This is a genomic window from Methylobacterium fujisawaense, assembly GCF_014138435.1.
In the GTDB taxonomy this organism is placed as follows: Bacteria; Pseudomonadota; Alphaproteobacteria; order Rhizobiales; family Beijerinckiaceae; genus Methylobacterium; species Methylobacterium fujisawaense.
Map to the genome: position 1 here is coordinate 588,901 of NZ_JACJIM010000005.1, position 22,379 is coordinate 611,279.

The window sequence follows — 22,379 nt, forward strand, 5'->3', positions numbered from 1 at the left end:
CACCGATGAGCGTTGCCGGCAACCACCCTCCGTGTCGCTGCGCAAGGGGCCGGCGGAGCACGGTTCACCAGCACGCGATGGCGAGCTGGCTCATCGCACCTGAGCGCCCCCGGAAGCCGCCGGTTGGTCGGGCACCCGGCCCGATCGGCTGCGAAGGCGGAGCCCGTGGCCGCCTCAGGGTGGATCTTCGGATCCGCAGGATGGTCGAGATGGGTGCTCACGCCGCTCGAAGCTGCCGCAGCGCTGCGATCCCTTCGCGTGCGACCGCCTCGACGGTGGTGGCCGTGGCCGGTCGGCGTTCGGCGTGACGGGCTTGAACGCCACCGGTCCGGTGGCTGCACTGCGTCTGTGCACCGGGCAGAATGCGGAGCCCGACACCTCTGGAGGCTTCGCGCTTCGCCGCGTCCTGGGCCGCACAGGTATTCATGGCCGCGGGGCACGGATCGACGATCCCGGGCCACAGCCGGTTCCACGGAGGAGGCGGACCTTACGCCGAACAGCGCAGGCCTTAACACTTACGCAAGCGATCCGATGCAACTACTGAGTGGTATCGACTCCGAGCCACCACAACTATAAGTGAGTCGGAGGCGACGACGGCGTCGCTGGTTAACGAGGCCTGAGAATCATGAAGAAACTCGACCTGAAGACCTTGAAGACTGTGTCCGGCGGTCATGGCTCCCAGCAGGGCCTTGCTGTCGGCTTGAATCTCGGCGGCCTCAGCGTCGGCGTTGGACTTGGGCTCGGATCGTCCTCCGGCAAGTCTCGCTGATCCAAGCGACCGGCGCGCGGGGCTCCGTCCCGCGCGCCGGCACACAGGCAGCCTAACATCGATCGTTCCGCGGCGGCTCCCGCGCCGGTCAGTCAGCGACTTCCAGGGGCGTCGGGCAATGGAGCCGATCTCGGGTGTCTCCAGGAAGGCGGCGCTCATCGCCGGACTGCCGCTCCCCCTGCGCCGCCTGGCTTTGCGAACCGTGTTCCGCGTGTACGCAGCGGTCGGCCGCAGCCCGCGTTCCGGCCTCGCGGACCGGTTCGAACGCGTGCTCCGTCTGCCGCGGCGGGAGGCGCGGCGCCTCGACCGCGAGGCGGCCTTCCATGACGCGCTGGCCGAGCTGGAATGGCTCGCGCTCCTGACCCGCAGCCGGGCCGCGATCCAGCGGGACCTCGCCCATGTGGTGACCCAGTCGCCCGAGGTCCTGAGGCGGATCGCGGCGAGCGGTGAGCCGGTCATTCTCGCGCCCCTGCACATGGGTCCCTACGTGATCGGGCTCCTCAGCATCCTGGTCACCTTCTTCCCCGGCCGCTCCGTGCTGATCCTGAGACGCCGGGACGACAGGCCGCTGGAGACCCGGGTGATGGAACGCATCACCGAGTTCGGGATGCCGGTGCGCTTCCTCACCGTCACGGATCGGGCCGGCTATCTCCCCGCCATTCGCTATGCCCGACGGGGCGCGGTCATCGTCGTGTTCGCCGATCTGCCGCCGCGCTACGGCAAGCCGGCACCGATGCCGATCTTCGGCCTACCGACCGCGTTCGCCTTCGGCATCGACAGCTTGGCGCACCTGACCGGCGCGACGGTGGTGCCCTTGGCGATCGGCGCCGAGGCGGGCGGTGCCGTTGTGGTACCGCGCTATCCCTTCGCCGTGCAGGCAAACGATGCGCTCGAACGCGGGCGCGTCGCGGACCTGATGCGCCGGCATATCGAGACGACGATCCGGGAACGTCCCGAACAATGGCACTTCTGGCCGTCGCTCCAGGAGTACCTGGCGGCCGAGGATCCCCTGATGCCCATCGAGAGGGCCGCGTGAGCGACACCCTCGCCGCGCCCGGACGGACGCAACTCGGCTTTCTGCAGCGCCGAACGGGTGCCCTCCACCTCCATCGTGATCGTGGCGCCTCGGCCATGGCGTGGTTCTTCGGCCTGATGATCGTGCTGGTGATCAGCGCCCTCTTCTTCGGCCGTTTCGCGCGAACCGAGTCCGTGCGGGGCTATGTCTCGGCGGTCTCCGGGATGTCGCGTCTGGATGCCCGCGCACCCGGCATCGTCGCTACGATCGACGTGCGCCAGGGCGAGACGGTGCGGCGCGGCCAGCGGCTGATGCAGGTGAAGCTGCGCGAGCCGACGGTGGGAGGCGTCTCCACGGTCGCGGCGGATCTGACGAGCCTGACCGAGCGCCGGGCCGTCCTGGAGCGTGAACGCGACCGCCTGACGACCTTCCTCGCGCGGGCCGACCGGGAGACAGCGGAGATCGACGCCAATGTCGAGGCCGTGAGCGCGGCCTTTGCCCAACACGAGACGATCCTGCGCATGGGCCTCCGGGAGCAGGGGGCAATCGTAGCGCGCGTCCAGACCTATCTCGACCAAGGTTACGCCACCCGAGACGCGCTCAATCTGCAACGCCGGACGCTCCTCGATTACGGACGGCAGATGGCCGAGTTGCAGGCCCGGCGCGCCGAGCTGCGGCAACAGGCGGACGAACGCAAACGCACCCAGCGCTTCGGCTTGGCCGAGAAGACTGGACAGCTCGCCGCCGTGCGCAACGAGCTGAGCGGAATCGTGGCTCGGATCGCCGGGCAGGCGGCGCAATCCCAACTCGACATCGTCGCCCCGGTCGATGGGCAGGTTGCCGGCCTGTTCGTGGAGACGGGCGCGTCCGTGGCGGCCGATCAGGTTCTTGCCGTCGTCGGCGACATCCGCGCCGACCCGGTGATCGTGCTCGGCGTGCCCGCGCGAGCGGTCGGCCTCGCCAAGGTCGGACAGAGGGTGGTGCTCAAATACGATGCCTTCCCGTTCAAGACCTTCGGCATCGGCCACGGGACCATCACGTCGATCTCGGAATCGCCCCTGCGTCCGGCCGCCGACCTGCCGCCTGCCCAGGACGCGCGGGAATCGAACCGGCAATCCACCTACCGGATCGAGGTCCTCCCGGAATCCCGGACCATCCGCGCCTACGGCGTCGACGAGCCGATCCGGATCGGTTCGACCCTGAGCGCCGACATCGTCGTGGAGCGGCGGCGGCTGATCGACTGGGTGCTCGATCCGATCCGGGCCATGCGCGGCAGGGGCTGACATCATGACGGGTTGGCTGAGCCGTATCCTGGCGCGGCGGCGCAGGATCCGCTGGATGGCCCAGAGCGAGGCCAAGGAATGTGGCCTCGCCTGCTTGGCGATGGTGGCCAATTCCCACCGGCACCAGATCGACCTGAGCTACCTGCGTGCGCTTTTCCCCCTGTCGCAGTCCGGCATGTCCCTCGCCGACATCGTCGAGGTCGCCGACGGGCTGGGATTCGATGCAAACGGCTTCGCGCTGTCGAATGTCGGCGAGTTGTCCGGGGTGGCGCTCCCGGCGATCCTGCACTGGAATGGCAACCACTTCGTCGTCCTGGAGCGCATCGGGCGCGACGGCTACCGGATCCAGGACCCTGAATTCGGGCTGCGGATCTACGACCGCGCCGATATGGAACGCCTCTTCTCCGGGGTGGTCCTCGAATTCCAACCGCGCATGGATTTTGCGCGCCTGACGGCCGAGCGCCGCCTCGGCTTCATGGAGGTGTTCCGCGCGACCCGGGGGCTCGGCGGCACCGTCTGGCAGATCTGCCTGGTCTCGCTCGCCATCGCCCTGCTGGGCCTCGGCATGCCGATCCTGCTGGAGATCGCCCTCGACGTGGTCATCCCGCAGGTCGATCTCGATCTGCTGCGCGTGCTCGCCATCGGGCTGGCGGCGATGATGGCCTTCGAGGCCGTGGGCCGCTGGCTGCGGGACGCCATCGTGCTGCGCTCATCGACGCTGATGCAGTTGCAGTTCACGCGCAACGTCGTGGGGCACGCCTTCCGGCTGCCGCTCGGCTATTTCGAGCGGCGCCATCCCGGGGATTTCGTCGTGCGGGTCGATTCCATCGACCACATCAAGACCTTCCTGGTCGGCGGTCTCGTCACCGCCATCGCGGACACGCTCACGTCCGTGCTGCTCGTCGGCCTGATGTACTACTACGCGCCACTCATGGCCGGCTTGACCTTGCTGACTCTCGCGGCCGTTCTGCTGGTCCGGGCCGTGACGTTTCCGGCCCTGAACCGGTACACCGCGACCTCCCTGGAGGCCCGCTCCGAAGAGCAGGGTCGGCTCCTGGACGGTCTGCGCCGGGTCGACACCCTGAAGGCCCATAACGCCGCGGACCTGTTCGCGATGCGATGGTTCGAAAGCTTCGCGCGCTTCGCCAACACGGATTTCCGCGCCCGCCACGCGACCATCGATGCCGAACTCTTCATGCATCTCGTCATCGCGACGAGCACCGTGACGACGCTGTACATGGGTGTGACCGGCGTCATCGGGAACACCCTGACGATCGGCTCGCTCTACGCCTTCTTTGCCCTGCGCGGCGACTTTTTCGAACGGGTGAACCGGCTGACGGTCAACCTGATGCATCTCTCGGTGATGCGGGTTCACTTCCAGCGTCTGGACGATCTCGTCGGCCAGGAGGCGGAGCCGGGCGCGGACGATGTCTGCATCCACCGGAAAGTGCGCCGGACGGTGGCGCTCGAAGGCGTCCGCGTGCAATTCGGTCGGGCGGATGCCCCGCTCTTGCGCGACGTCGACCTGACGATCGACGTCGCGGCTGGCGAGAGCATCGCGATCGTGGGTGCCTCCGGCTCGGGCAAATCGTCCCTGCTCAAGATCCTGGCGAGCCTCCACGAGCCGGCGGCGGGCCGTCTCAGTGTGGACGGAGCCGCGCTGCAGCAATTCGGGCGGCGGGAATTCCGGGCCAATCTCGGCGTCGTCTTCGCCGACGATGGCGTGTTCGCCGGGACCGTGGCCGATAATCTCGCCTTGTTCGACCCGTCCGTCACGCGGGCGCAGATGGAGCGGGCCCTCGATCAGGTCGGCCTGCGCGAGGCGGTCGAAGCCTTGCCCCAAGATTTCGCCACCCTGATCGCGGAGGAGAGCGGCCTGCTGTCGACCGGCCAGCGGCGGCGTCTGCTCATCGCCCGGGCCCTGTGCCGGCAGCCGCGCCTCCTGCTCCTCGACGAGGTGACCGCCAACCTCGACCCGGACACCGAGCGGTCGCTGATCGACAGTCTGCGGCGTGTGGAGGCCGCAAAGGTCTACGTCACCCACAGCCGGCAGGTCCTCGCCGGCGTCGATCGGGTGATGCGGATCCACGACGGGCGCCTCGTCACGGAGCGTCATCTGGATCGATCCGCGACAGACGCAGCACCGGTTCCGGAGCCGGCTTGAGCTCCGTGTGGCTTCCCCGCAGCGGAGGGACGCCGGATCGGACCAGCGGCGATTCCGCAACCCGAGACGCGGCCCGCGGCAGCACCCGCGCCCGTTTGCCGACGGCGCCCGGATGGTCGACGTCGAGCAAGCCGGCGGCGGCTGCGAGCGCGAGCGACAGGGCGTCCCGCTCCGCCGCGACGGCCGCCGCGCCGGCCTCCGCGTCACCCAGCTCGGCCCGGAGGTTCAGCGCGTCGAAGATCGTCCGAAAGCCGGCGACACGCTCAATCTCCATGCCCTTGACGGACTGACGCAGGGCAACCACCCGGGCGTAAAGCCGCGCCGCCTGCTCGGCGACGGTTTTGTGCCGGAGGAAGTCGACGCGCGCCGTGCTGAGCGTCGTGCGCTCGATATCCTGGACCTCATAGCCCCGCTGGCGCGCCGCCGCGGAAGCCTCCGCGACGCGCGGGAATGCGCCGGGCTCGTAGAGGGGGATCCGGGCGAGCAGGCGCGTCGTGGTGTCGGTGATCCGATCCAGGGCTGCGCTGTAGCCGAATTGAGAGATCCGCGAGACCTGCAGATTCACGCTCGGCAGCAGATCGGCGGTCACGGCGTCGGCCCGCGCCGCATCCGACTGTACGCCGAGACGCGCCGCGATCAGCCCTGGATTGTTGGTACGGACGAGCGCCTCGTAGGCTTCCGGCGTGCGGGGCAGCGTGCCGGGCAGGCGCGGCGGGGCAACCCGCTCTGGATCCATCCCGGTGAGACGGACCACCGTCGCCCGGGATGCCGCGAGATCCGAGCGCGCCCGCTCGCGCTCAGCCTCCGCCGCCTGGAGCCGGGATCGGGCCAGCGCGGCATCGGTGCGCGTCGCGTCCCCGACCGCGAGCTGGCGCTCCGTGGCGTCGAGGATCCGGCCGATCGCTGCGCATTGGGCATCCCTGAATTCCAGGATCTGCGTGTCCCGCATGACCGATAGGACGGCGATCGCCGCGTCGAGGAGCACCTGCTGACGCTTCCCCGCGACGAGGGCGCGTCCGGCATCCGTCTGTGCATCGACGGCACGGAGCGTGTTCAGTCGTCGAAACCCGTCGAAAAGCGGCAAGTCGGCCACGAGTCCGAGTTGGTAGGGCGCTGCGCGCGGCGTCACGTCGAGGCCCACGACCGTCGGAGCGATCTCGGGGCTGTAGCGGATCCGGCTGCTCAGCGGCGCGTCGGCCAGCACTGCGACGGTCGGCATGAAGGCGTCCTTCGCGCCCCGGAGCCGCGCTTCGGCACCCTCCTGCCGTGCATTCTCCGCTCGAAGGGTAAAGCTTTCCACGAGCGCGGCCGCGGCTGAATCGAGCTTTTCACCACCGACAGCCGGTCGCGTCACAGGGATGACGAGAAGTCCGATCGTCATCGCAGCGGCCGCGACTCGGGATCTCCGAGCCGGCATCCACGTCCCCATCGCTTACGACACATTCGAAGCCACTGCGCATCGCGGAGTCGCCTGGGCCAGATCCGTTCGCGGCGCCTGCCCGCCACCGATGTTGTGGCAAAGAAAATATTAACTACAACTTAAAGGTGCGAAAATTGCAGAGGTTCAGGCTGGGGTTCCCCCCACGGATTCTCGGCGGCAGCGTACACGGCGAGCGAGCGGACGTCGAAGCGGCCGATGCCTGACATTTCCAATCCGGACCGATGCGCAGGCCCCGGAAGCGGTTACAACCTGTGTTTGGGTGCCATGCCCCGGCATGATGAAGCTTCCACCCGAAGCGCGGAGGGTTGCCCGTCCAATCGTGTCCCCCGGCAGGAAGCCGCCCCGAACGTACTGGTCGAGCTCGAATGGCCGGCCAACGCGCATATCGAGGCGCATGCCACCGCTATCGCCGCCGGGGAGGTCGATGCGTTCCTCGGCCGCGACCTTCTGGTCGATCGTCCCGGAGCGACGACCTTCTCCTTGAGCGTCGTGCCGGAGGGGAGCGGCCGCCTCGTCGCCAGAGGCCTGTGCCGCCGGACGAGGTGAGGGCAGAGACCCCGGTGCTGTCTGCCGGCAGCGGCGCCGCCGCGCGTCGGCGAGATCACGTCGATCGGACTCTGGCCGCGTAGGCAGGCGAGTCACCCTGTGAGCTTCTGATCCTGATCTGGATCGTCGAGGCCCTGCGCAGGCGTGGACAGCGCATCCGACGGATCACCCGACACGGATCGATGACCGGCAGCAGGCAGCGCGTCAGGCTCCGCACGGACAGCGCGACGTGAAAAGACGCGAGGTGCCGCCGACCATCCGGAAAGCCCTTCATCAGGCCGGAGACCCAGTTCTCGCCGAATGGTCCGGCGACGTAGCTGCCTCGGGCGACGTGACGCGGGCCTCGCGATCGACCGCCGGACGCGGAAAAATATCCGTCCTATGAAGGAGCGGGTGTCTGATAATGGACCTAAGGTACTATGTTGTCCTTTGCCACCGTGGCCCGATGCAAGATGCCTTGATCCGCAAGCTTGAGAGCTTCGAGGACCTCACCGACGGCGATCGAGCTGCGCTGAGAGCCCTCGTTCCCCGCGTGCGCCAAGTGCCCGCACGTACGGACCTCATCGAGGAAGGCCATGTTCCCGAGCGGATTCATCTCATCCTTGACGGCTATGCCTGCCGTTACAAGGTCTTGCCGGACGGTCAGCGCCAGATCATGGCCTACTTGGTGCCGGGCGACTTCTGTGACCTGAACGTCTTCATCCTCGATCAGATGGACCATGCCATCGGCACGATCTCCCCTTGCCAAGTGGTCGAGATCTCCCGGAACGCCATCGAGGAGGTTACGGCGCATTACCCTCAGGTGACCCGCGCGTTATGGTGGTGCGCCCTCGTGGACGAGGCGATCCTGCGCGAGTGGCTGGTCAACATCGGCAGCCGGCAGGCCCATCAGCGGATCGCACATCTGTTCTGCGAGCTGTTGTTGCGCTTGGAAGCCGTCGGGCGCGTCAGCGACAACAGTTACGCGTTCCCGTTCACACAGACCGACATCGCGGACACGATGGGCCTGTCGGACGTGCACGTGAGCCGCACGCTGAGGGAGTTGCGTCGCCTTCAATTCATCACGCTGAAGCGCCGGGTCCTGACGATCTTGGACGTTGAGCAACTCAAGGCGTATTGCGGATTCAACCCAAATTATCTTCACCTCAGAAACACGCGGTGGAGCGCCCGCCGGCAGGTGCCGTGGCTGAGCAGCGGCCACGGAGCGTAGCGGTTGCGGGCCGGGAGGACGTCCGAGCTCCTGGGCGCTCCAGCGGATCTCCGCCGACACCGGGCTCTGATCACGAAGGCATGCCGGCAGTCGCGAGAGGGCTTCGGGTGATCGTTATAACGCATCTTGTCGCGCTGAAGGACCCGGCGAACGAAATAGGCCTTTCATCGCTTAATTCGGTCTCTGAGCCGACATACGCGCGCCAGCACCCTATACTGTCGAAGGCACAGCGCGTTTGATACGCGAATTTGTACGCGGAATACGCATAAGGTTTGCAGACTCAGGGCGCAACACCATCGCGAGGCGCTATACGGATCTTTATCTACATCTACAGAAGCAGGATCGTCGAATTGACGATCCTGGGTTGCGTCGGTGTAGCGATCGGTACGCCGTTCTCGCCGGGATCTGGCGAGTCTGACAACCAATTCCAAAAACTGATTTACGGCTCCACGTCAAAGACTTGCGCAGAATTGGAACGCCGGCGCGGTTCATCCACGTTTCGCGGATGTCACCAAAGGGCGTCCTGACCCGTCGTATCGGCCATGCACCTCATGGCGGCTTGGCGTAGGAGGATGGCGCTGCCGTCCGTGCATCACGGCTTTCGACCTTTCGGTCGCAGGGTTGGCGCCGGAGCACTCCGACACGCCGAAACGAAGGGCGACCAGGGCCAGAGCTCGGCAGCTCCGGAGGGTACCCAGCCCGTAGCGCCCCCAAAAACGCGGCTCGGGTTCTGGTCCGGCACCGTGCGCAGCCACATCGCGCGCAGGTACGATGTGACCGGCGTCAAACGAAACGGCGTCGTCGCTCTATACGCCGTGAGACGCCGGATCGAACAAAATCATTCATTTGATAGATTTGTAAAAATTCTGAGACTAAAACAACAAGCGCAGATCACTCAAGCTGGATCCCGAAGTTTTTAAATAGAACTTCGGAACATCTCGCCAGGCGCGGTCATTGAACAGGAGTACCCCGCTCGATTTTGGCATCTCGGTGGCGGCCCAGCCGGCAACCGAGGTGAGAAAGTTCTGTCGCGTAATCACGCCGTGACCTGATCGAGCTGACTGTCGGCACGATCAGCGGGGACATCCAGCCGGGAGCCGCGGCCCCGATCGAGGCGCGGTGCGCCGGGACGAAGACGACGCAGAGACAGGCTCACCGTCCTGCACGAGGCGGTCGGCCTCGCAGCGCGTCGAACGCCTGCCCCCATCGGCGCCGCTCCGGTGCCGGAACCCTGAAGCGCGCCGCGAACCGGAGCCGCCCATGTCCCTCCTTGCCTGGATCATCCTCGGCCTGATCGCCGGCTTCATCGGCAGCAAGATCGTCAATAACACCGGCCAGGGTGTGCTCGTCGACATCTTGCTCGGCGTCATCGGTGCCGTGGTCGGCGGATTCCTGTTCGAGCAGTTCGGGCAACCCGGCGTTTCGGGCCTCAACCTCTACAGCCTGCTCGTCGCGGTCGTCGGGGCCGTGGTCGTGCTGTGGCTCTACCACGCCCTCGTGCGACGCGGCCGGATCGTCTGATCCGCTTCAGCCGCCCGTTCCCTCGCAAATCACAGATCCCGGAGAAACCACAATGGCTACCGTCACCGATACCACCCTCGCGGCGACCGGCCGCGGCATCCCGGACCGGCCCGTGCTCGACCGTGGCCCGCCTCAGGGCAGCGCCGTCACACCGTCCGAGGACATCCGCACGATGATGCTGCACTCGGTCTCGTGGGGGGCGGTCCTCGCCGGCGCCACGGTCGGGCTGATCGCCCAGGTCATCCTGAACATGCTCGGCCTCGGCATCGGCCTGTCGACGGTGGATCCCCTCGGCGACGGCACCCCGGCGGCGAGCGCGATCGGCATCGGAGCGGGTCTCTGGTTCGTCGTCTCCGGCGTCCTCGCCGCGGTGGCGGGTGGCGCTCTGGCCGGCCGGCTTTCGGGCAAGCCGTCGGCCGCAACCGCCGGGTATCACGGCCTTCTCGCCTGGGCGGTCTCAACCCTCGTCGTGCTGTACATGCTCTCGTCGGCGGCGAGCGGCCTCGTCGGCGGCGCCCTCGGGACGGCTTCGACGGCCATCGGTGGGATGAGCAACGCCGCGGGCGGATCCGTCTCGACCCTGGCGCAGGCGGCCGCCCCGTCGCTGACGAGGGTCACCGATCCGTTCTCGGAGATCGAAGCCGGCGTCCGCAGCAACACCGGCTCCGATCCGGCCGCGCTGAAGGACGCTGCGGTGACCGCGATGCGCGCCGCCGTCTCGGGTGACGGCGCCCAGCAGGCCGCCGCCCAGGAGAAGGCGGCCGTCGCCCTCGCCAAGGCACAGAACATCCCGGTCGAGCAGGCCCGGACCCAGGTCGGCCAATACACCCAGCAGTTCAAGGAAACCCTCGCTTCGGCCAAGGAGCAATCGAAGCAGATCGCCGACGCCGCGGCCCGCCGGGTGTCCCAGGGGGCGCTGTTCGGGGCCCTTGCCCTGATCTTCGGAGCGCTGGCCGCCTTCTTCGCCGGCCGCAGCGCCGCCGTCGATCGGACAGACGCCCGAGCGGCAGGTCAGCCGCTGACGCCGCGCCGCGCATGAGCACCGACGGTCGAGGCCGACCGCGCCTCGACCGGCCTTTCACGTCCCGGACCCGATCCGAACCGGTGCCGGCCCTGGGCGTCCCAGATCAGACCTCTCCGGCACCGCCCGGCGGCGTGACCGAGCTCCATCTCGCCATCCTGCTCGCGACGGCCTCATGCAAGCCGCTCGGCGTGCGGGCCGAGACGCCATCGACCCGTCCGCCACGGCATCCCCGCCGCGGATCCACCGCCCGCCAGACTTCCAAGGAGTCCACCATGAAGACCGTCTCCACACTGACCGGCGCAATCGCCGCACTGCTCCTCTCAGCCGGCCTCGCCGCGGCCGCCCCGTGCACAACCGGAACCACCACGAACAGCACCAGTCACCAAGCCGGAGATGCCTCCTCGAACGTCGATGGTGGCTCGACCGCGAATGTGACACCGGGCGCCAAGGCCGAATCCCCCGGCACGGTCGGCGCGATGAACAACGTGGGCGCGCAAGCGAAGCCGTCCACGAACCAGGCCAAGGCGCCGGAGGGCAAGGTGATCAAGCCCGGCGACGACGATTGCTGAGGACGGGACCACGGCACCCTGTTTTCGCCCGGGCGACGCGAGCGGAGGAGCGCGCGTCGCCCAGGTTCGCGAATTCCTGGGCTCGGCATATCCAGGGCCCCTGCGAGACCCTCGCCACCCCCAGCGCAGACGCTGGGCGCGGGGAGGGGGGCCGGCTCTGGCCTCGCCGTCCGCACCCTCGTAGCGGTTTTTGGGGATACCGATGCCGCTGCACCGACGTGGCGCTGGCCAATCTCGACACCGGACCTGCTGGTCCCCGTCGACAAGCGGCCGCCTCGGATCGTGGCCGGCGCGACTGCCGTCATCCTGTCCGCGGGATCGCCATGGCCATTCGGCGGTGAGCGTCACCGGTTCAGATGATGACGCACCCAGCGCGTGGCGTGCTCGAGGGTGGGGAAGGCATCCACCCGCACGCCCTGGAGCGGTCCGAACCCCGCCTCCAGGAACCAATAGCCCGGATGCGCATGCTCGGGTGCATCGAGGCGCACCAGCACGCCAACCAGCAGGCCGTTGGCGATTATCAGCATGCCGTCGCGGTCAAGGCTGCCAGTGTCCACCGCGATCGGCTGAAGCTTTAGCACGAGCAGCGTCTCGACGTTGCCCCGCCTGGCCATTCCTATCCTCCTTCGGCGCGGCCGGGCCAACTCAGGTCACGCCGCTCGCCCCAGCGCGTGTTGCGCAGGTGCAGGTAGTTCGGCGTGAAGTCGCAGAAGGCCTTGAGCCGCTCGACGTCGAGGATGGTCAGCACCCGCTGCTTGAGATGGATCAGGCCGAGGGCGCGCAGATCGCCCAATGTCCGGTTCACGTGCACGTCGGACAGGCCCATTGTCTCGGCAATCTCGGTCTGCGTGAGCGGGAACGCGTAGCTGTTGTCGGTGACCCGTCCCACCGCCTCCAGGCGCATCAGAAGTTCGCAGAAGAGGTGCGCGATGCGCGGAGCCGGAAGGCGCCCGCCGATGTTGACGAGCCACTCGCGCAGGACGGCGCCGTCGACCAGCGAGCACCACCAGAAGGCGCGCGCGATGCTCGCGTGGTGCGTCGCGGTCTCGTCGATCGCCTGGCGCGGGATGTCCACGACCTGGCATGTCGAGATCGTGCCGATGGCGTGGTCCATCTCGTCGAGGATGAAGACGTTCAGGTCGCAGAAGTCGCCGGGCACGAGCAGCGCCATGATCTGGCGCTGGCAGTCCGGCAGGACCTTGTAGCGGCACGCGAAGCCGTCGAGGATAAGGAGGACGTTCTCGGGCTTGTCGCCCTCCTGAATCAGATCCTGGCGAGCCCCGACCTGCCGGACCTTGATCACCAAACCGTTCAGGGCCCAACGGGCCTGATCGGAGAGGGGCTCGAAACTCTCGAGCTTGCGTGTCAACGCATGCTGCATCGGACCGCCCTCCCAAGTGAGCGGACGGCGCGACCGTCGGGGCGCGGCCCATGGGAGAAACGCGCTGCCCGGTCTGAGTGATCCCCGGCGAAGATCGGAAGTTCGAACCCGGACCTTTGCGCCCAAAGCGGCGAGGGCCGGCCAGATCGAAAAGAAGCCCCGCGGCCCGGAGGGGGCTGCAGGGCCTGAGTGAGTTCGGGTCGGAAGAAGCCGTGCGGGCGATGAGGAAGCAAGGAACGCTCGCGGTGTTCGCTGCACTCACGTCACCGGGCAACAGCCAGATGCTTGTGCCAGGAATCGTGGAGACCCATTCGGTCAAAAAGCAGGATTGCGCGAGATTTTCCGATCTCAGCGCACTCTATTGGTGGTTTAATTTAAAAATAACACCTCTTGGGATCGCGTTAGCGATGATCCGACTGACGTCGATGACCGGAATCGGACCTTGCGCCCTCAACCCCACAAGGCGCTGAAGGTGCGTTCGAAATCCCCGATCAAGGTCCGGTTGCAGAAGCGGTGCAGGACGGGGCCGTCCGTCGTTCCCTCGCGCATCTCGATCGACTCGGTGTTCTGGTCGTAGGCGAAGGTCAGATGGCGGCCACCGAGGGTGGTCGACAGGATGGCTTTAGCGCCCCCTGCGTCCTGCATCATCTCGGTCGATCCCGGCGCGGCGCGCCACATGATCCCGCCGAGCAGCGCCAGGGTGACCGCCTTCATCTGCAGGTCCTCGGCTTCGGATTGCGCGATGACGCGCACCGCGTAGCGCCGCACGGCGTGGAGGTCAGTCGTCTCGGACCGGACCGGAGCGAACAGGGCCATCGGCTTATTCCCGTCTCGTCGTGATCTCGGTTGCACCGGTCGCGGTGGCGGAATAGCCGCCCCACCCCTCTGTCGAGACGGGCGACGTGCCGCCCCAGCCCTCGGCACCCCACGTCGCGAGGCGCAGCGTCGTATCGACCGAGCCAAGGTCCTTCAGGATGCCCATGACGCGGTCACGCTGAGCGTCCGCGACCACGAGGTTCAGCATCGCCGCGCCCAACCTCAGCTGCGCGCAGCAGGCGTCCAGCGCCTCAGGAGGCACGCCATACGTCTCGAGCCGATCCTGGAGGGCCTGGCCCCCGCCGGTATCCGGCGCGTCCGCCTCGGCATGGTCGGCATCCGGATCGGGAGGATCGACCACGAGCCGGATCGCCTGCTCGGGGATGCCGGCCGCGACGAGCGTGGCTGTCGCGGCCTGTGCCTTTCTCCGGCTCTCATAGAGCGCGAAAATTCCCAACTTCGCGGTCGCATCTTCCCGCGAGGGGAGGGGCTCCTCCGGCTGAGCGGCCGAATGGCCCTCGGACGCGATCTCCGTCCGCGCCGCGGCGATGAACGCGGCCTGCTGGTCCACGCTCAGCGCGAAACCGGCGCTCATCGTGGATCCCGCCATAGGATCAGGATCCGACCACATCCGGTCGCCCGGCCCGTTGTCGAGGAAGTTGCGCTGCGCGCGTTCGAGCACCGCAGCCTCGACCGGATCGTCGTTCGCCTTCTCAGCCGCGGTCATGGATTGACGCTGCGCAGGGCAGGCTGCGGGTACGCCGGATTCCCGCCCGGCACGCCCGTGCTGTTGGCCGATGACGGAGTGTCGGCTTTGCCGGATTCGGTGCCGGTGATCTGCTTGCGCGAGGCCGCTTGGCTTTGGCTGGCATAGTCCGGCGGTGCGGTCGCCCCCTGCCAGATCATCAGCCCCGCCAGGGACGTCAGCATCAGGCCGACACTGACGATCAGGACGTAGAGGGCGGGCCGACCGCGCTTGCCCTGGCGGCTGTCCTGTCCGGAAATATTGTCTGACACACGTGAACCTCGCTGGCTCGAATCTGTCGAGCCTGGGCGAACAACGTGCGATGTGTGACCGAAGTTCTAGCCGTGTGACGTTATGAGCCTGTTATTTCAAGTATTTACTGCATAAAATGTCAAATGATCATTATCGGGTATTCATTTGACCTCATACTGCGGAGAGGCCTCCGTCGTGATGGCCGGAACTTGAGGATCGAACCATGTCGCTCATGATGTCCGTCGCCCTGGCCGTGGCAGCCGCCGGGGGCGCCCTATCCCTGGTGACGGATTCCGGCGCTTCGGTCTCCGAGCAGGTCGCGGGTTCGAATCTCGCCTTCTTCGGAGGCATCGGCGCTGTGGCGCTCGGCGGATCGGCCGCGTTGGTCTCGATGGTGACCGGTTGACGCTCGCGCCGATGCCGCGCGCCGGGCGGACCCGGTCTGCGCGGCCGGCTTCGGTCGCCCGACACGCACAAGAGGGCCGCCCGCCCGTGTCTCGGGGAACAGGCGCGGCGGTGCGGCCGCCGCGCCCGATGTCAGCCGTGCGGCTTGAACACGACCTTCGTGCAGTTGTCGGTCTTGTCCCGGAACGCTTTGTAGAGCGCCGGACCTTCCTCCAAATTGGTGGAACGGTGGCTGATGATGAAGGACGGATCGATATCCCCGTTCTGGATGTGATCCAGCAGGGGCTTCATGTAGCGGACCATGTGGGTCTGGCCCGTCTTGAGGGTGAGACCCTTGTTCATCAGGACGCCGAGCGCCACCGGTCCGACGGGACCGGCGAAGACACCCGGCATCGAGACGTTGCCGCCGGGACGGCACGCCAGGATCGCCTGATTGAGCGCGAAGGGCCGCTCCAGGCTCACCGTGTGCTCCATGATGGCGGAGGACACTTTCTGGAGGGTCGTGTCTGCCCCGTGGGATTCCATCCCGACGGCCTCGATCACGGAATCGGGCCCCAGGCCGTGGGTCATCTCCATCAGCGTGTCCTGCACGTTCTGATGGCCGAGGTCGATGGTCTCGGCACCGGCCTCACGGGCCAGCGCCAGCCGCTCGGGCACGCTGTCGATGGCGATGACGCGCTTGGCGCCGAGCAGGTAGCAGCACTTCACGGCGAGCACGCCGACCGGGCCGCAGCCCCAGATCGCGACCGTGTCCTCCGGGCCGATGTCGCAGTGTTCCGCGGCCTGGTAGGCCGTCGGGAAGATGTCGCTGAGGAACAGGACCTGCTCGTCGCTGAGGCCCTCGGGAACCACGATGGGGCCGACATCCGCGTAGGGCACGCGGAGATACTCGGCCTGGCCGCCCGCGAAGCCGCCGGTGATGTGCGAGAAGCCGAACAGGCCGGCGAGCGGATAGCCGTAGGTCTGCGCCTGGAGCTTGCCGTTCGGGTTTGTGCGCTCGCAGCAGCTCCAGTTGCCCCATTTGCACTGCCGGCACTCGCCGCAGCAGATCGTGAACGGCACGACGATGCGGTCGCCGACCCTCAGCTTCCGGTTGTCACGCCCGACCTCGATGACCTCGCCCATCGTCTCATGGCCGAGAATGTCGCCGCATTCCATGGTCGGCATGAACCCGCCCATGAGGTGCAGGTCCGAGCCGCAGATGGCGCAGGCGGTCACCTTGATGATGACGTCCCGCCCCTCCTCGATCTTCGGGTCGGGCACGGTCTCGCAGGTGATCGTTCCGCGGCTCTGCCAGGTGAGTGCTTTCATCGCAAATATCTCCATCGCCAAACAGCGGCGTTCTGAAATCAACCGCCATTTCACGTCGAATGATCCGGATAATTCCGCACCTCATTCCGGCAAGTTACGTTGCCGATTATTTATTCATAGGATCGGGATCGAACGCTGAACTCCGGTGTTGGCATATTGCAGTGCGTCATCCCCCTGCGATCCGACGCCATCACGACGCATGCGCCGAGGACCCGCGCGCGGCGCGCCTTCCACTCGGAACCGACTCGCCCCGCGACACGGGCCGCGCCGCTTCCGATCGATCCCGCTGATCGCGGCGCACGTCCTCTCACTCGTAAGGCTCACAGCATGACGCGACGCACCGACTCCCGCACATGGCTCGTTCCGGCGCTGCTCGGATCGGCCGCGGCCCTGGGCGCGTCCGCGCTCTACGCGGCGACGATGACACGCCGGGCGGAACGGGAAACGCCACCCGTCGGCTCATTCCTGACCGTCGATGGTGTCCGCCTCCACTACCTGGAGCGCGGCCAAGGCGAGCCGCTGGTGCTCATCCACGGCAACGGCACCCTGATCCAGGACTTCCTGGTCAGCGGCATCGTCGACGACCTCGCCAAGCGCCACCGGGTCATCGTGTTCGATCGCCCCGGCTACGGCTACAGCGACCGGCCGCGCGGCTTCTGGACGCCCCGCGCCCACGCCACGCTCTTCCAGAAGGCGCTGCAACAGCTCGGCGTCACGCAGGCCGTCGTCCTCGGCCATTCCTGGGGCACGTTGGTCGCGGTCGCTCTCGCGCTTCAGGCACCGCGGCTCGTGCGCAGCCTCGTGCTGGCCTCGGGCTACTACTATCCGACGCTGCGCGCCGACGTGATCCTGGCTTCGCCGGTGGCGATCCCCGGCATCGGCGACCTGCTGCGCCACACGGTCTCGCCGCTCGCAGGACGCCTCATGATGCCGGCCATGATCAAGGGGCTGTTCGCCCCGGCCGCCATCCCCGAGCGCTTCGCGCGCAGCTTTCCGACGGCCATGATGCTGCGCCCGCTGCAATTGCGCGCCTCGGCGGAAGATGCCGCGATGATGACGCCCGTCACGGTCGAGCTGCAGGCGCATTACGGGGATCTGGACCTGCCCGTCGTGATCATCACCGGTGGGGACGACCAGATCGCCGATGTCGGCCGCCAGTCGCGGCGGCTCCACCACGACGTGCCCGGCAGCGAGCTCGTGATCGTGCCCGGCATGGGCCACATGATCCATCATCTCGCACCCGAGCGTGTCGTCGCGGCCGTAGAGCGCGCGTCGGAGCGGATCCGTCCGGCGGCCTGAAGGAGCACGCAGCCATGCGGATCGAAACCTGCTTCCTGTTCGACCTCGACGGCACGCTCGTCGACAGCGTCTACCAGCACGTCCTCGCCTGGAATCAGGCGCTCGACGCGGAGGGGATCTCCCTCTCGGTCTGGCGCATCCACCGGAAGATCGGCATGAGCGGCGGCCTGTTCACGAACCAGCTCCTGCGGGAGACGGGGCGGGAGATCAGCGACGCACATGTCGCCAAGCTGGGCCGGCTGCATGCAGAAGCCTACGGACGGCTCTCGGGGCAGATCCGGCCGCTACCCGGGGCGAAGGCACTGCTCGACACCCTGACGGCGGCCGGGATCCCCTGGGCGATCGCCACGAGCGGCCGGATGGAGACGGCCCGGGTCAATCTCGATGCGCTGGGCGTCGATCCGGACCGGGTCCCGGTCGTGACGCGCGACATGGTCAAATACGCCAAGCCCGACCCGGACCTGTTCCTGGCGGCCGCCGACCGCCTGGGCAAGCCGATCGAGACGGCGGTGATCGTCGGCGATTCGATCTGGGACATGCTGGCCGCACGCCGCTGCCGGGGTCTCGGCGTCGGCCTCCTCTCGGGCGGCTACGGCACCGAGGAGCTGGAGCGGTCCGGGGCCATACGCGTCTACGAGGATCCGGCCGATCTGCTGGACCATCTGGACGAGGTCGGCGGACGTCGCTGATCCGGGGCGGACATCTGGGTGGCAACCGGCTCCGGCGCCCCGGCGCAGGGGAGTCAGGGTACGCGTTTTTGCGCCGTCCTCGCGTTGCGGACGAGACCGAGCACCCCCAGGACGCCGGCGCCCAGGCAGGCCGCCAGGATCAGCGAGGGCCGGATGCCGCTGCGGACGGAGGCGCGCTCCAGAGCGACTTCGAGGCTGCCGGCGAGATTGGCCGCCAGCGGCACCGCCCTGGTGTCGAAGAACAGCTTCGCTTCCGAAGGCCCCTCGGACTTCTTGAGCATGTAATCTCTCGTGACGGTCAAACGAACCTCCGTTAAAGAACACTATTTTCGCGATCAATTTAATACGTCGGCGTGTTGAAATGTAAACGCGTCCCGAGCGCCGGTGTTTCCCAAAGTTTTTCAGGCCAGGAGTTCTACCCTTGGACAAGCCCGTATTCAGGCCCTACCGCCTTCCCTCCGGCGGATGGGGCTCGGCGCGCTCGGTCGGCAACATCCTCCGGCAGGAAGGCGTGCTGGCGAGCGGGCCGATCGCGCTGACCCGCCACAACAAGGTCGACGGCTACCAGTGCAACAGCTGCGCCTGGGTGAAGCCCGCGAACCCGCTGCCGTTCGAGTTCTGCGAGAACGGCGTGAAAGCCATGGCCTGGGAACTCACCGCCCACCGCTGCACGCCGGACTTCTTCGCCAAGCACACGGTCACCGAGCTGCTGGACTGGGACGAGTACGAGCTCGAGCAGACCGGCCGCCTCACCCATCCGCTGCGCTACGATGCGGCGACCGACAGGTACGTGCCGGTCTCCTGGGGCCACGCCATCGAGGAGATCGCCCGCGAACTCCTGGCCGTGGAGGACCGGAAGACCGGCACCGTCTTCTACAGCTCGGGCCGCCTCTCGAACGAGGGCAGTTACCTCTACCAGCTCTTCGCCCGGCTCTACGGCAACAACAACCTGCCGGACTCGTCCAACATGTGCCACGAGACGACCTCGGTGGCGCTGCCGGTCAGCATCGGCCAGGGCATCGGCACCGTCTCGCTGGACGATTTCGCCAAGTCCGACTGCATCCTGTTCTTCGGCCAGAACCCGGGGAGCAACTCGCCCCGCATGCTCCACCCGCTGCAGGAGGCCAGCCAGCGCGGCGTGCCGATCATCACCTACAACCCGCTGCGCGAGCGCGGGCTGGAGCGGTTCCTGAACCCGCAATCGCCCGCCGAGATGCTGAGCCGCACGGAGACCCGGATCAGCTCGCAGTACCATCAGGTCAAGGCGGGTGGCGACCTCGCGGCTTTGGCGGGAATCTGCAAGTCCGTGCTGGACGCGCACGACGCTTCGCTGGCGGCCGGCGGCCCGGCGATACTCGACGAGGCCTTCATCCGGGAGCACACCCACGGCTTTGAGACCTTCGCCGACTGGTTGCGCGGCCAGGACTGGGACGCGCTGGAGCGCCGCTCCGGACTGCACCGGGCCGACATGGAGGCGACCGCGAAGGTTTACGGCGCGGCGAAGGCGACCGTCGCGGTCTACGGGATGGGCCTGACCCAGCACCAGGCCGGGGTCGAGACCGTGCAGATGCTGGTCAACCTGCTGCTGATGCGCGGCAATATCGGCCGCAGCGGCTCTGGCATCTGCCCGGTGCGCGGCCATTCCAACGTGCAGGGCCAGCGCACGGTGGGCATCACCGAAAAGCCCGAGCTGTTCCCCCTGAACCGGCTCGGCGCGCAGTTCGGCTTCGAGCCGCCGCGGGAGGCCGGCTACAACACCGTGGAGGCCTGCGAGGCGATCCTCAGGGACGAGGTTCGGGCCTTCTTCATGCTGGGCGGCAACTTCGTCCGCGCCATTCCCGACCACGGCCAGATGGAGCCGGCCTGGCGGCGGCTGCGGCTGACCGTGAACGTGATCACCAAGCTCAACCGCAGCGCGTTGCTGCCGGGCGCGGTCAGCTACATCCTGCCGGTGATCGGCCGCCTGGAGATCGACGAGACCACGAAGGGCCAGCAGGTCCTGTCCATGGAGGACACCTCGGCCTGCGTGCACGGCAACCGCGGCCTGCGGCGCCCGGCCTCGCCGCACCTGATCAGCGAGATCCGGCTGATCTGCGAACTGGCGCAGCGGGTGCTCGAGCCCAACCCGCGGGTCCGCTGGGAGGATTACAGGACCGACTACGCGGAGATCCGGAAGGAGATCGGCGAGACGCTGCCGGAGTCCTTCTGGGACTACGAGCGGCGCATGTGGGAGCCGGGCGGCTTCCAGCGCGACCTGCCGGCCAAGCGCCGGGACTGGCACACGGAGACGGGCCGGGCCAATTTCGTCACGCCGACCGGCCTCGACGAGGATGCCGACATGCCCGAGGTCGGGCACGATTTCCTGCGCCTGATGACTTTGCGCAGCAACGACCAGTTCAACACCACGGTCTACGGCTACGACGACCGCTTCCGGGGCATCAAGAACACCCGGAAGGTGGTGCTGATGAACCGCTCGGATATCGACCGCCTGGGCCTGAAGGTCGGCCAGGCGGTGACGCTGCGGACCGTGGCGAAGGACGGCGTCGACCGGGCGCTCTCGGGCCTGCTGGTGGTGGCCTACGACATCCCGATCGGCTGCATCGGCGGCTATTACCCGGAATGCAACGTCCTGATGCCGATCTGGCACTATGCCATCGGCAGCAAGACGCCGGCCGCCAAGGGCATCCCCGTCACGATCCGGTCCGACGGCGACCGGGTGATCGCTCCCCTGCTGGAATACGCCGAAGGCTGAACGGACGCCGGGCCGGGTCTGAGCCCCGCTCCGGCGCAAGCCTCGAGGCCGGCGGCTCCGGTCATGACCCGCCTCCGGTCCGATTTTCTCGGTCAGCCGGTCAGAGGCCAGCCGTTCGGGTCGTCGCAGAGCGGCAGCCGCGTCGACCGGCAGAAACTGCGCGGTACCGATGATCAATCAACTCGCGAATCTGTCTTATGACAGAACACGAAACTGACATTGGTTTAGTCTCGCGAATATCATCAGCCGATTTGGTACAGGCTCTGGTGACTGGGAGAGCCGCGCGCTTCCGCCTGCAATGCCATGGTGGAACAATATGAGATCAGCGCCCGACCAGCATGCCCTGGGCATGCTCATCCGCAAGCTGGAGAGCATCGCCACCCTTTCCGACACCGAACGTCAGGCCATCCAGGGCCTGCCGGTGCGGATCCACCATCTCAACGCCCGGCAAGACATCGTACGCGATGGCGACCAGCCCACGCATTGCTGCCTCGTCCTCGAAGGATGGGCCTGCCGGTACAAGCTCCTCCGTCAGGGCAAGCGGCAGATCATGTCGTTCCACATTCCGGGCGACATCCCGGATCTGCAGAGCCTGCACGTCCGCACGATGGATCACAGCCTCGCCACTCTGACCAAGGCCGTCGTTGCCTTCATCCCCCACGAGAGCCTGCGGGAACTGACGGCGCGCCATCCCGGGCTCGCGGCGGTCTTCTGGCGCGACACGCTGATCGATTCGGGCATCTTCCGCGAATGGCTCGTCAGCATGGGCCGCCGCTCGGCCTTCGAGCACGTCGCGCACCTGTTCTGCGAGCTGTACCTGAAGCTGCAGGCGGTGGGCCTGGCAGGTAATTTCCGCTGCCCGCTCCCGATGACCCAGACCGATCTCGCCGACGCACTCGGACTGACACCCGTGCACATCAACCGTGTGTTGAAGGAGATGCGCGGTCAGACCCTGATCACGCTCCGCAGCAACGCACTGGTGATCGAGGCATGGGACGAGCTTCTGCGGGTCTCCGAGTTCGACTCTACATACCTGCAGCTTGAGAATCGGGCGGTCGGATGAGGCCCCGTCCGCGCCGGTGCGGGCCGCCGCGAGGAGCCACGATCTTGAGGCCGGCACCCCGTCGCTGACGGTCTACGCTTGCATGGTCCCGCACGCAGTTCAGGAGACCGCGCGGACCGCGCCG

22 protein-coding genes are annotated in these 22,379 nt (G+C 67.3%); 14 read left to right on the forward strand and 8 right to left on the reverse strand.

Annotated features, from left to right (window positions below; translation table 11 throughout):
* The first annotated feature begins 625 nt into the window (after nucleotides 1-625).
* The 4 genes from GGQ91_RS18565 to GGQ91_RS18580 all read left to right on the forward strand — a co-directional run bounded on the left by GGQ91_RS18565 (nucleotide 626) and on the right by GGQ91_RS18580 (nucleotide 5,231).
* Complete coding sequence (locus tag GGQ91_RS18565; RefSeq protein WP_158498431.1) at nucleotides 626-769, forward strand: hypothetical protein; 144 nt, start codon at nucleotides 626-628, stop codon at nucleotides 767-769.
* Nucleotides 770-887: 118 nt separating this feature from the next.
* Entirely contained in the window at nucleotides 888-1,805 is a 918-nt protein-coding gene (locus tag GGQ91_RS18570; RefSeq protein ID WP_182592577.1) for an LpxL/LpxP family acyltransferase, read from the forward strand.
* Nucleotides 1,802-3,067: an HlyD family secretion protein gene (locus GGQ91_RS28535; protein ID WP_182592578.1), complete on the forward strand. Its 1,266-nt coding sequence runs from the start codon at nucleotides 1,802-1,804 to the stop codon at nucleotides 3,065-3,067. Before GGQ91_RS18570 ends, GGQ91_RS28535 begins: the two co-directional genes overlap by 4 nt.
* Nucleotides 3,068-3,122: 55 nt before the next feature.
* Nucleotides 3,123-5,231 carry a peptidase domain-containing ABC transporter gene (locus GGQ91_RS18580; protein ID WP_246410751.1) on the forward strand — a complete coding sequence of 703 codons (2,109 nt, stop codon included), beginning with the start codon at nucleotides 3,123-3,125 and terminating at the stop codon, nucleotides 5,229-5,231.
* Here GGQ91_RS18580 and GGQ91_RS18585 read toward each other — a convergent pair.
* Nucleotides 5,170-6,660: a TolC family protein gene (locus GGQ91_RS18585; RefSeq protein ID WP_343066813.1), complete on the reverse strand. Its 1,491-nt coding sequence runs from the start codon at nucleotides 6,658-6,660 to the stop codon at nucleotides 5,170-5,172. The two genes, GGQ91_RS18580 and GGQ91_RS18585, sit on opposite strands and share 62 nt — an antisense overlap.
* Nucleotides 6,661-6,867: 207 nt before the next feature.
* Here GGQ91_RS18585 and GGQ91_RS18590 point away from each other — a divergent pair, with 207 nt between their 5' ends.
* The 5 genes from GGQ91_RS18590 (at nucleotide 6,868) to GGQ91_RS18610 (ending at nucleotide 11,542) form a co-directional block, all read left to right on the forward strand.
* Nucleotides 6,868-7,218 carry a hypothetical protein gene (locus GGQ91_RS18590; protein WP_124263046.1) on the forward strand — a complete coding sequence of 117 codons (351 nt, stop codon included), beginning with the start codon at nucleotides 6,868-6,870 and terminating at the stop codon, nucleotides 7,216-7,218.
* A gap of 457 nt (nucleotides 7,219-7,675) precedes the next feature.
* Nucleotides 7,676-8,428: a Crp/Fnr family transcriptional regulator gene (locus tag GGQ91_RS18595; protein ID WP_343066814.1), complete on the forward strand. Its 753-nt coding sequence runs from the start codon at nucleotides 7,676-7,678 to the stop codon at nucleotides 8,426-8,428.
* Between the two features lie 1,260 nt (nucleotides 8,429-9,688).
* Nucleotides 9,689-9,949: a GlsB/YeaQ/YmgE family stress response membrane protein gene (locus GGQ91_RS18600; protein ID WP_043351821.1), complete on the forward strand. Its 261-nt coding sequence runs from the start codon at nucleotides 9,689-9,691 to the stop codon at nucleotides 9,947-9,949.
* Nucleotides 9,950-10,001: 52 nt separating this feature from the next.
* A complete protein-coding gene (locus GGQ91_RS18605; protein ID WP_182592581.1) occupies nucleotides 10,002-10,988 on the forward strand; it encodes a PhnA-like protein in 987 nt (328 codons plus the stop codon).
* Nucleotides 10,989-11,245: 257 nt separating this feature from the next.
* Entirely contained in the window at nucleotides 11,246-11,542 is a 297-nt protein-coding gene (locus tag GGQ91_RS18610) for a hypothetical protein (RefSeq protein WP_043351817.1), read from the forward strand.
* Nucleotides 11,543-11,886: 344 nt separating this feature from the next.
* On the opposite strand, the gene GGQ91_RS18615 is transcribed toward GGQ91_RS18610, so the two are convergent.
* The 5 genes from GGQ91_RS18615 to GGQ91_RS18635 all read right to left on the reverse strand — a co-directional run bounded on the left by GGQ91_RS18615 (nucleotide 11,887) and on the right by GGQ91_RS18635 (nucleotide 14,756).
* Entirely contained in the window at nucleotides 11,887-12,156 is a 270-nt protein-coding gene (locus tag GGQ91_RS18615) for a hypothetical protein (protein WP_043755316.1), read from the reverse strand.
* 2 nt (nucleotides 12,157-12,158) lie between these two features.
* Entirely contained in the window at nucleotides 12,159-12,923 is a 765-nt protein-coding gene (locus tag GGQ91_RS18620; protein ID WP_182592582.1) for a Crp/Fnr family transcriptional regulator, read from the reverse strand.
* A 450-nt stretch (nucleotides 12,924-13,373) separates the two neighbouring features.
* On the reverse strand, nucleotides 13,374-13,739 hold the full coding sequence (locus GGQ91_RS18625; RefSeq protein ID WP_182592583.1) for a hypothetical protein: 366 nt from the start codon (nucleotides 13,737-13,739) through the stop codon (nucleotides 13,374-13,376).
* Between the two features lie 4 nt (nucleotides 13,740-13,743).
* Nucleotides 13,744-14,466 (reverse strand): hypothetical protein, encoded by a 723-nt coding sequence (locus tag GGQ91_RS18630; protein WP_182592584.1) that lies wholly within the window; start codon nucleotides 14,464-14,466, stop codon nucleotides 13,744-13,746.
* Nucleotides 14,463-14,756: a hypothetical protein gene (locus GGQ91_RS18635; RefSeq protein WP_182592585.1), complete on the reverse strand. Its 294-nt coding sequence runs from the start codon at nucleotides 14,754-14,756 to the stop codon at nucleotides 14,463-14,465. The genes GGQ91_RS18630 and GGQ91_RS18635 overlap by 4 nt, the downstream gene beginning before the upstream one ends.
* A 203-nt stretch (nucleotides 14,757-14,959) precedes the next feature.
* On the opposite strand from GGQ91_RS18635, the gene GGQ91_RS18640 reads away from it, so the two are divergent.
* A complete protein-coding gene (locus GGQ91_RS18640) occupies nucleotides 14,960-15,142 on the forward strand; it encodes a hypothetical protein (protein WP_043351806.1) in 183 nt (60 codons plus the stop codon).
* 131 nt (nucleotides 15,143-15,273) lie between these two features.
* On the opposite strand, the gene GGQ91_RS18645 is transcribed toward GGQ91_RS18640, so the two are convergent.
* Nucleotides 15,274-16,452, reverse strand: coding sequence for a zinc-dependent alcohol dehydrogenase (locus GGQ91_RS18645; protein WP_182592586.1), 1,179 nt, complete (start codon nucleotides 16,450-16,452; stop codon nucleotides 15,274-15,276).
* Between the two features lie 327 nt (nucleotides 16,453-16,779).
* Here GGQ91_RS18645 and GGQ91_RS18650 point away from each other — a divergent pair, with 327 nt between their 5' ends.
* Complete coding sequence (locus GGQ91_RS18650) at nucleotides 16,780-17,751, forward strand: alpha/beta fold hydrolase (protein ID WP_182592587.1); 972 nt, start codon at nucleotides 16,780-16,782, stop codon at nucleotides 17,749-17,751.
* A 14-nt stretch (nucleotides 17,752-17,765) separates the two neighbouring features.
* A complete protein-coding gene (locus GGQ91_RS18655; protein ID WP_043755328.1) occupies nucleotides 17,766-18,440 on the forward strand; it encodes an HAD family hydrolase in 675 nt (224 codons plus the stop codon).
* Nucleotides 18,441-18,493: 53 nt separating this feature from the next.
* Here GGQ91_RS18655 and GGQ91_RS18660 read toward each other — a convergent pair whose 3' ends face one another.
* Nucleotides 18,494-18,721 carry a hypothetical protein gene (locus GGQ91_RS18660; protein WP_236952839.1) on the reverse strand — a complete coding sequence of 76 codons (228 nt, stop codon included), beginning with the start codon at nucleotides 18,719-18,721 and terminating at the stop codon, nucleotides 18,494-18,496.
* Between the two features lie 140 nt (nucleotides 18,722-18,861).
* Between GGQ91_RS18660 and GGQ91_RS18665 the strand changes: the two genes are divergently transcribed.
* The gene (locus tag GGQ91_RS18665; RefSeq protein WP_182592588.1) at nucleotides 18,862-21,192 is read left to right on the forward strand and encodes an FdhF/YdeP family oxidoreductase; all 2,331 of its coding nucleotides are present in this window, start codon (nucleotides 18,862-18,864) and stop codon (nucleotides 21,190-21,192) included.
* A 316-nt stretch (nucleotides 21,193-21,508) separates the two neighbouring features.
* Nucleotides 21,509-22,255: a Crp/Fnr family transcriptional regulator gene (locus GGQ91_RS18670; RefSeq protein ID WP_182592589.1), complete on the forward strand. Its 747-nt coding sequence runs from the start codon at nucleotides 21,509-21,511 to the stop codon at nucleotides 22,253-22,255.
* Nucleotides 22,256-22,379 lie beyond the last annotated feature (124 nt).

What these genes read in the sequence shown, in the direction of transcription:
- GGQ91_RS18630 (WP_182592584.1), bottom strand. Translation starts at nt 14,466, where the DNA reads ATGACCGCGGCTGAGAAGGCGAACGACGATCCGGTCGAGGCTGCGGTG.
- GGQ91_RS18570 (WP_182592577.1), top strand. Translation starts at nt 888, where the DNA reads ATGGAGCCGATCTCGGGTGTCTCCAGGAAGGCGGCGCTCATCGCCGGA.
- GGQ91_RS18660 (WP_236952839.1), bottom strand. Translation starts at nt 18,721, where the DNA reads ATGCTCAAGAAGTCCGAGGGGCCTTCGGAAGCGAAGCTGTTCTTCGAC.
- GGQ91_RS18585 (WP_343066813.1), bottom strand. Translation starts at nt 6,660, where the DNA reads ATGGGGACGTGGATGCCGGCTCGGAGATCCCGAGTCGCGGCCGCTGCG.
- GGQ91_RS18640 (WP_043351806.1), top strand. Translation starts at nt 14,960, where the DNA reads ATGTCGCTCATGATGTCCGTCGCCCTGGCCGTGGCAGCCGCCGGGGGC.
- GGQ91_RS18670 (WP_182592589.1), top strand. Translation starts at nt 21,509, where the DNA reads ATGAGATCAGCGCCCGACCAGCATGCCCTGGGCATGCTCATCCGCAAG.
- GGQ91_RS18605 (WP_182592581.1), top strand. Translation starts at nt 10,002, where the DNA reads ATGGCTACCGTCACCGATACCACCCTCGCGGCGACCGGCCGCGGCATC.
- GGQ91_RS18610 (WP_043351817.1), top strand. Translation starts at nt 11,246, where the DNA reads ATGAAGACCGTCTCCACACTGACCGGCGCAATCGCCGCACTGCTCCTC.
- GGQ91_RS18655 (WP_043755328.1), top strand. Translation starts at nt 17,766, where the DNA reads ATGCGGATCGAAACCTGCTTCCTGTTCGACCTCGACGGCACGCTCGTC.
- GGQ91_RS18565 (WP_158498431.1), top strand. Translation starts at nt 626, where the DNA reads ATGAAGAAACTCGACCTGAAGACCTTGAAGACTGTGTCCGGCGGTCAT.
- GGQ91_RS18590 (WP_124263046.1), top strand. Translation starts at nt 6,868, where the DNA reads ATGCCTGACATTTCCAATCCGGACCGATGCGCAGGCCCCGGAAGCGGT.
- GGQ91_RS18625 (WP_182592583.1), bottom strand. Translation starts at nt 13,739, where the DNA reads ATGGCCCTGTTCGCTCCGGTCCGGTCCGAGACGACTGACCTCCACGCC.
- GGQ91_RS18600 (WP_043351821.1), top strand. Translation starts at nt 9,689, where the DNA reads ATGTCCCTCCTTGCCTGGATCATCCTCGGCCTGATCGCCGGCTTCATC.
- GGQ91_RS18615 (WP_043755316.1), bottom strand. Translation starts at nt 12,156, where the DNA reads ATGGCCAGGCGGGGCAACGTCGAGACGCTGCTCGTGCTAAAGCTTCAG.
- GGQ91_RS18620 (WP_182592582.1), bottom strand. Translation starts at nt 12,923, where the DNA reads ATGCAGCATGCGTTGACACGCAAGCTCGAGAGTTTCGAGCCCCTCTCC.
- GGQ91_RS18580 (WP_246410751.1), top strand. Translation starts at nt 3,123, where the DNA reads ATGGCCCAGAGCGAGGCCAAGGAATGTGGCCTCGCCTGCTTGGCGATG.
- GGQ91_RS18645 (WP_182592586.1), bottom strand. Translation starts at nt 16,452, where the DNA reads ATGAAAGCACTCACCTGGCAGAGCCGCGGAACGATCACCTGCGAGACC.
- GGQ91_RS18650 (WP_182592587.1), top strand. Translation starts at nt 16,780, where the DNA reads ATGACGCGACGCACCGACTCCCGCACATGGCTCGTTCCGGCGCTGCTC.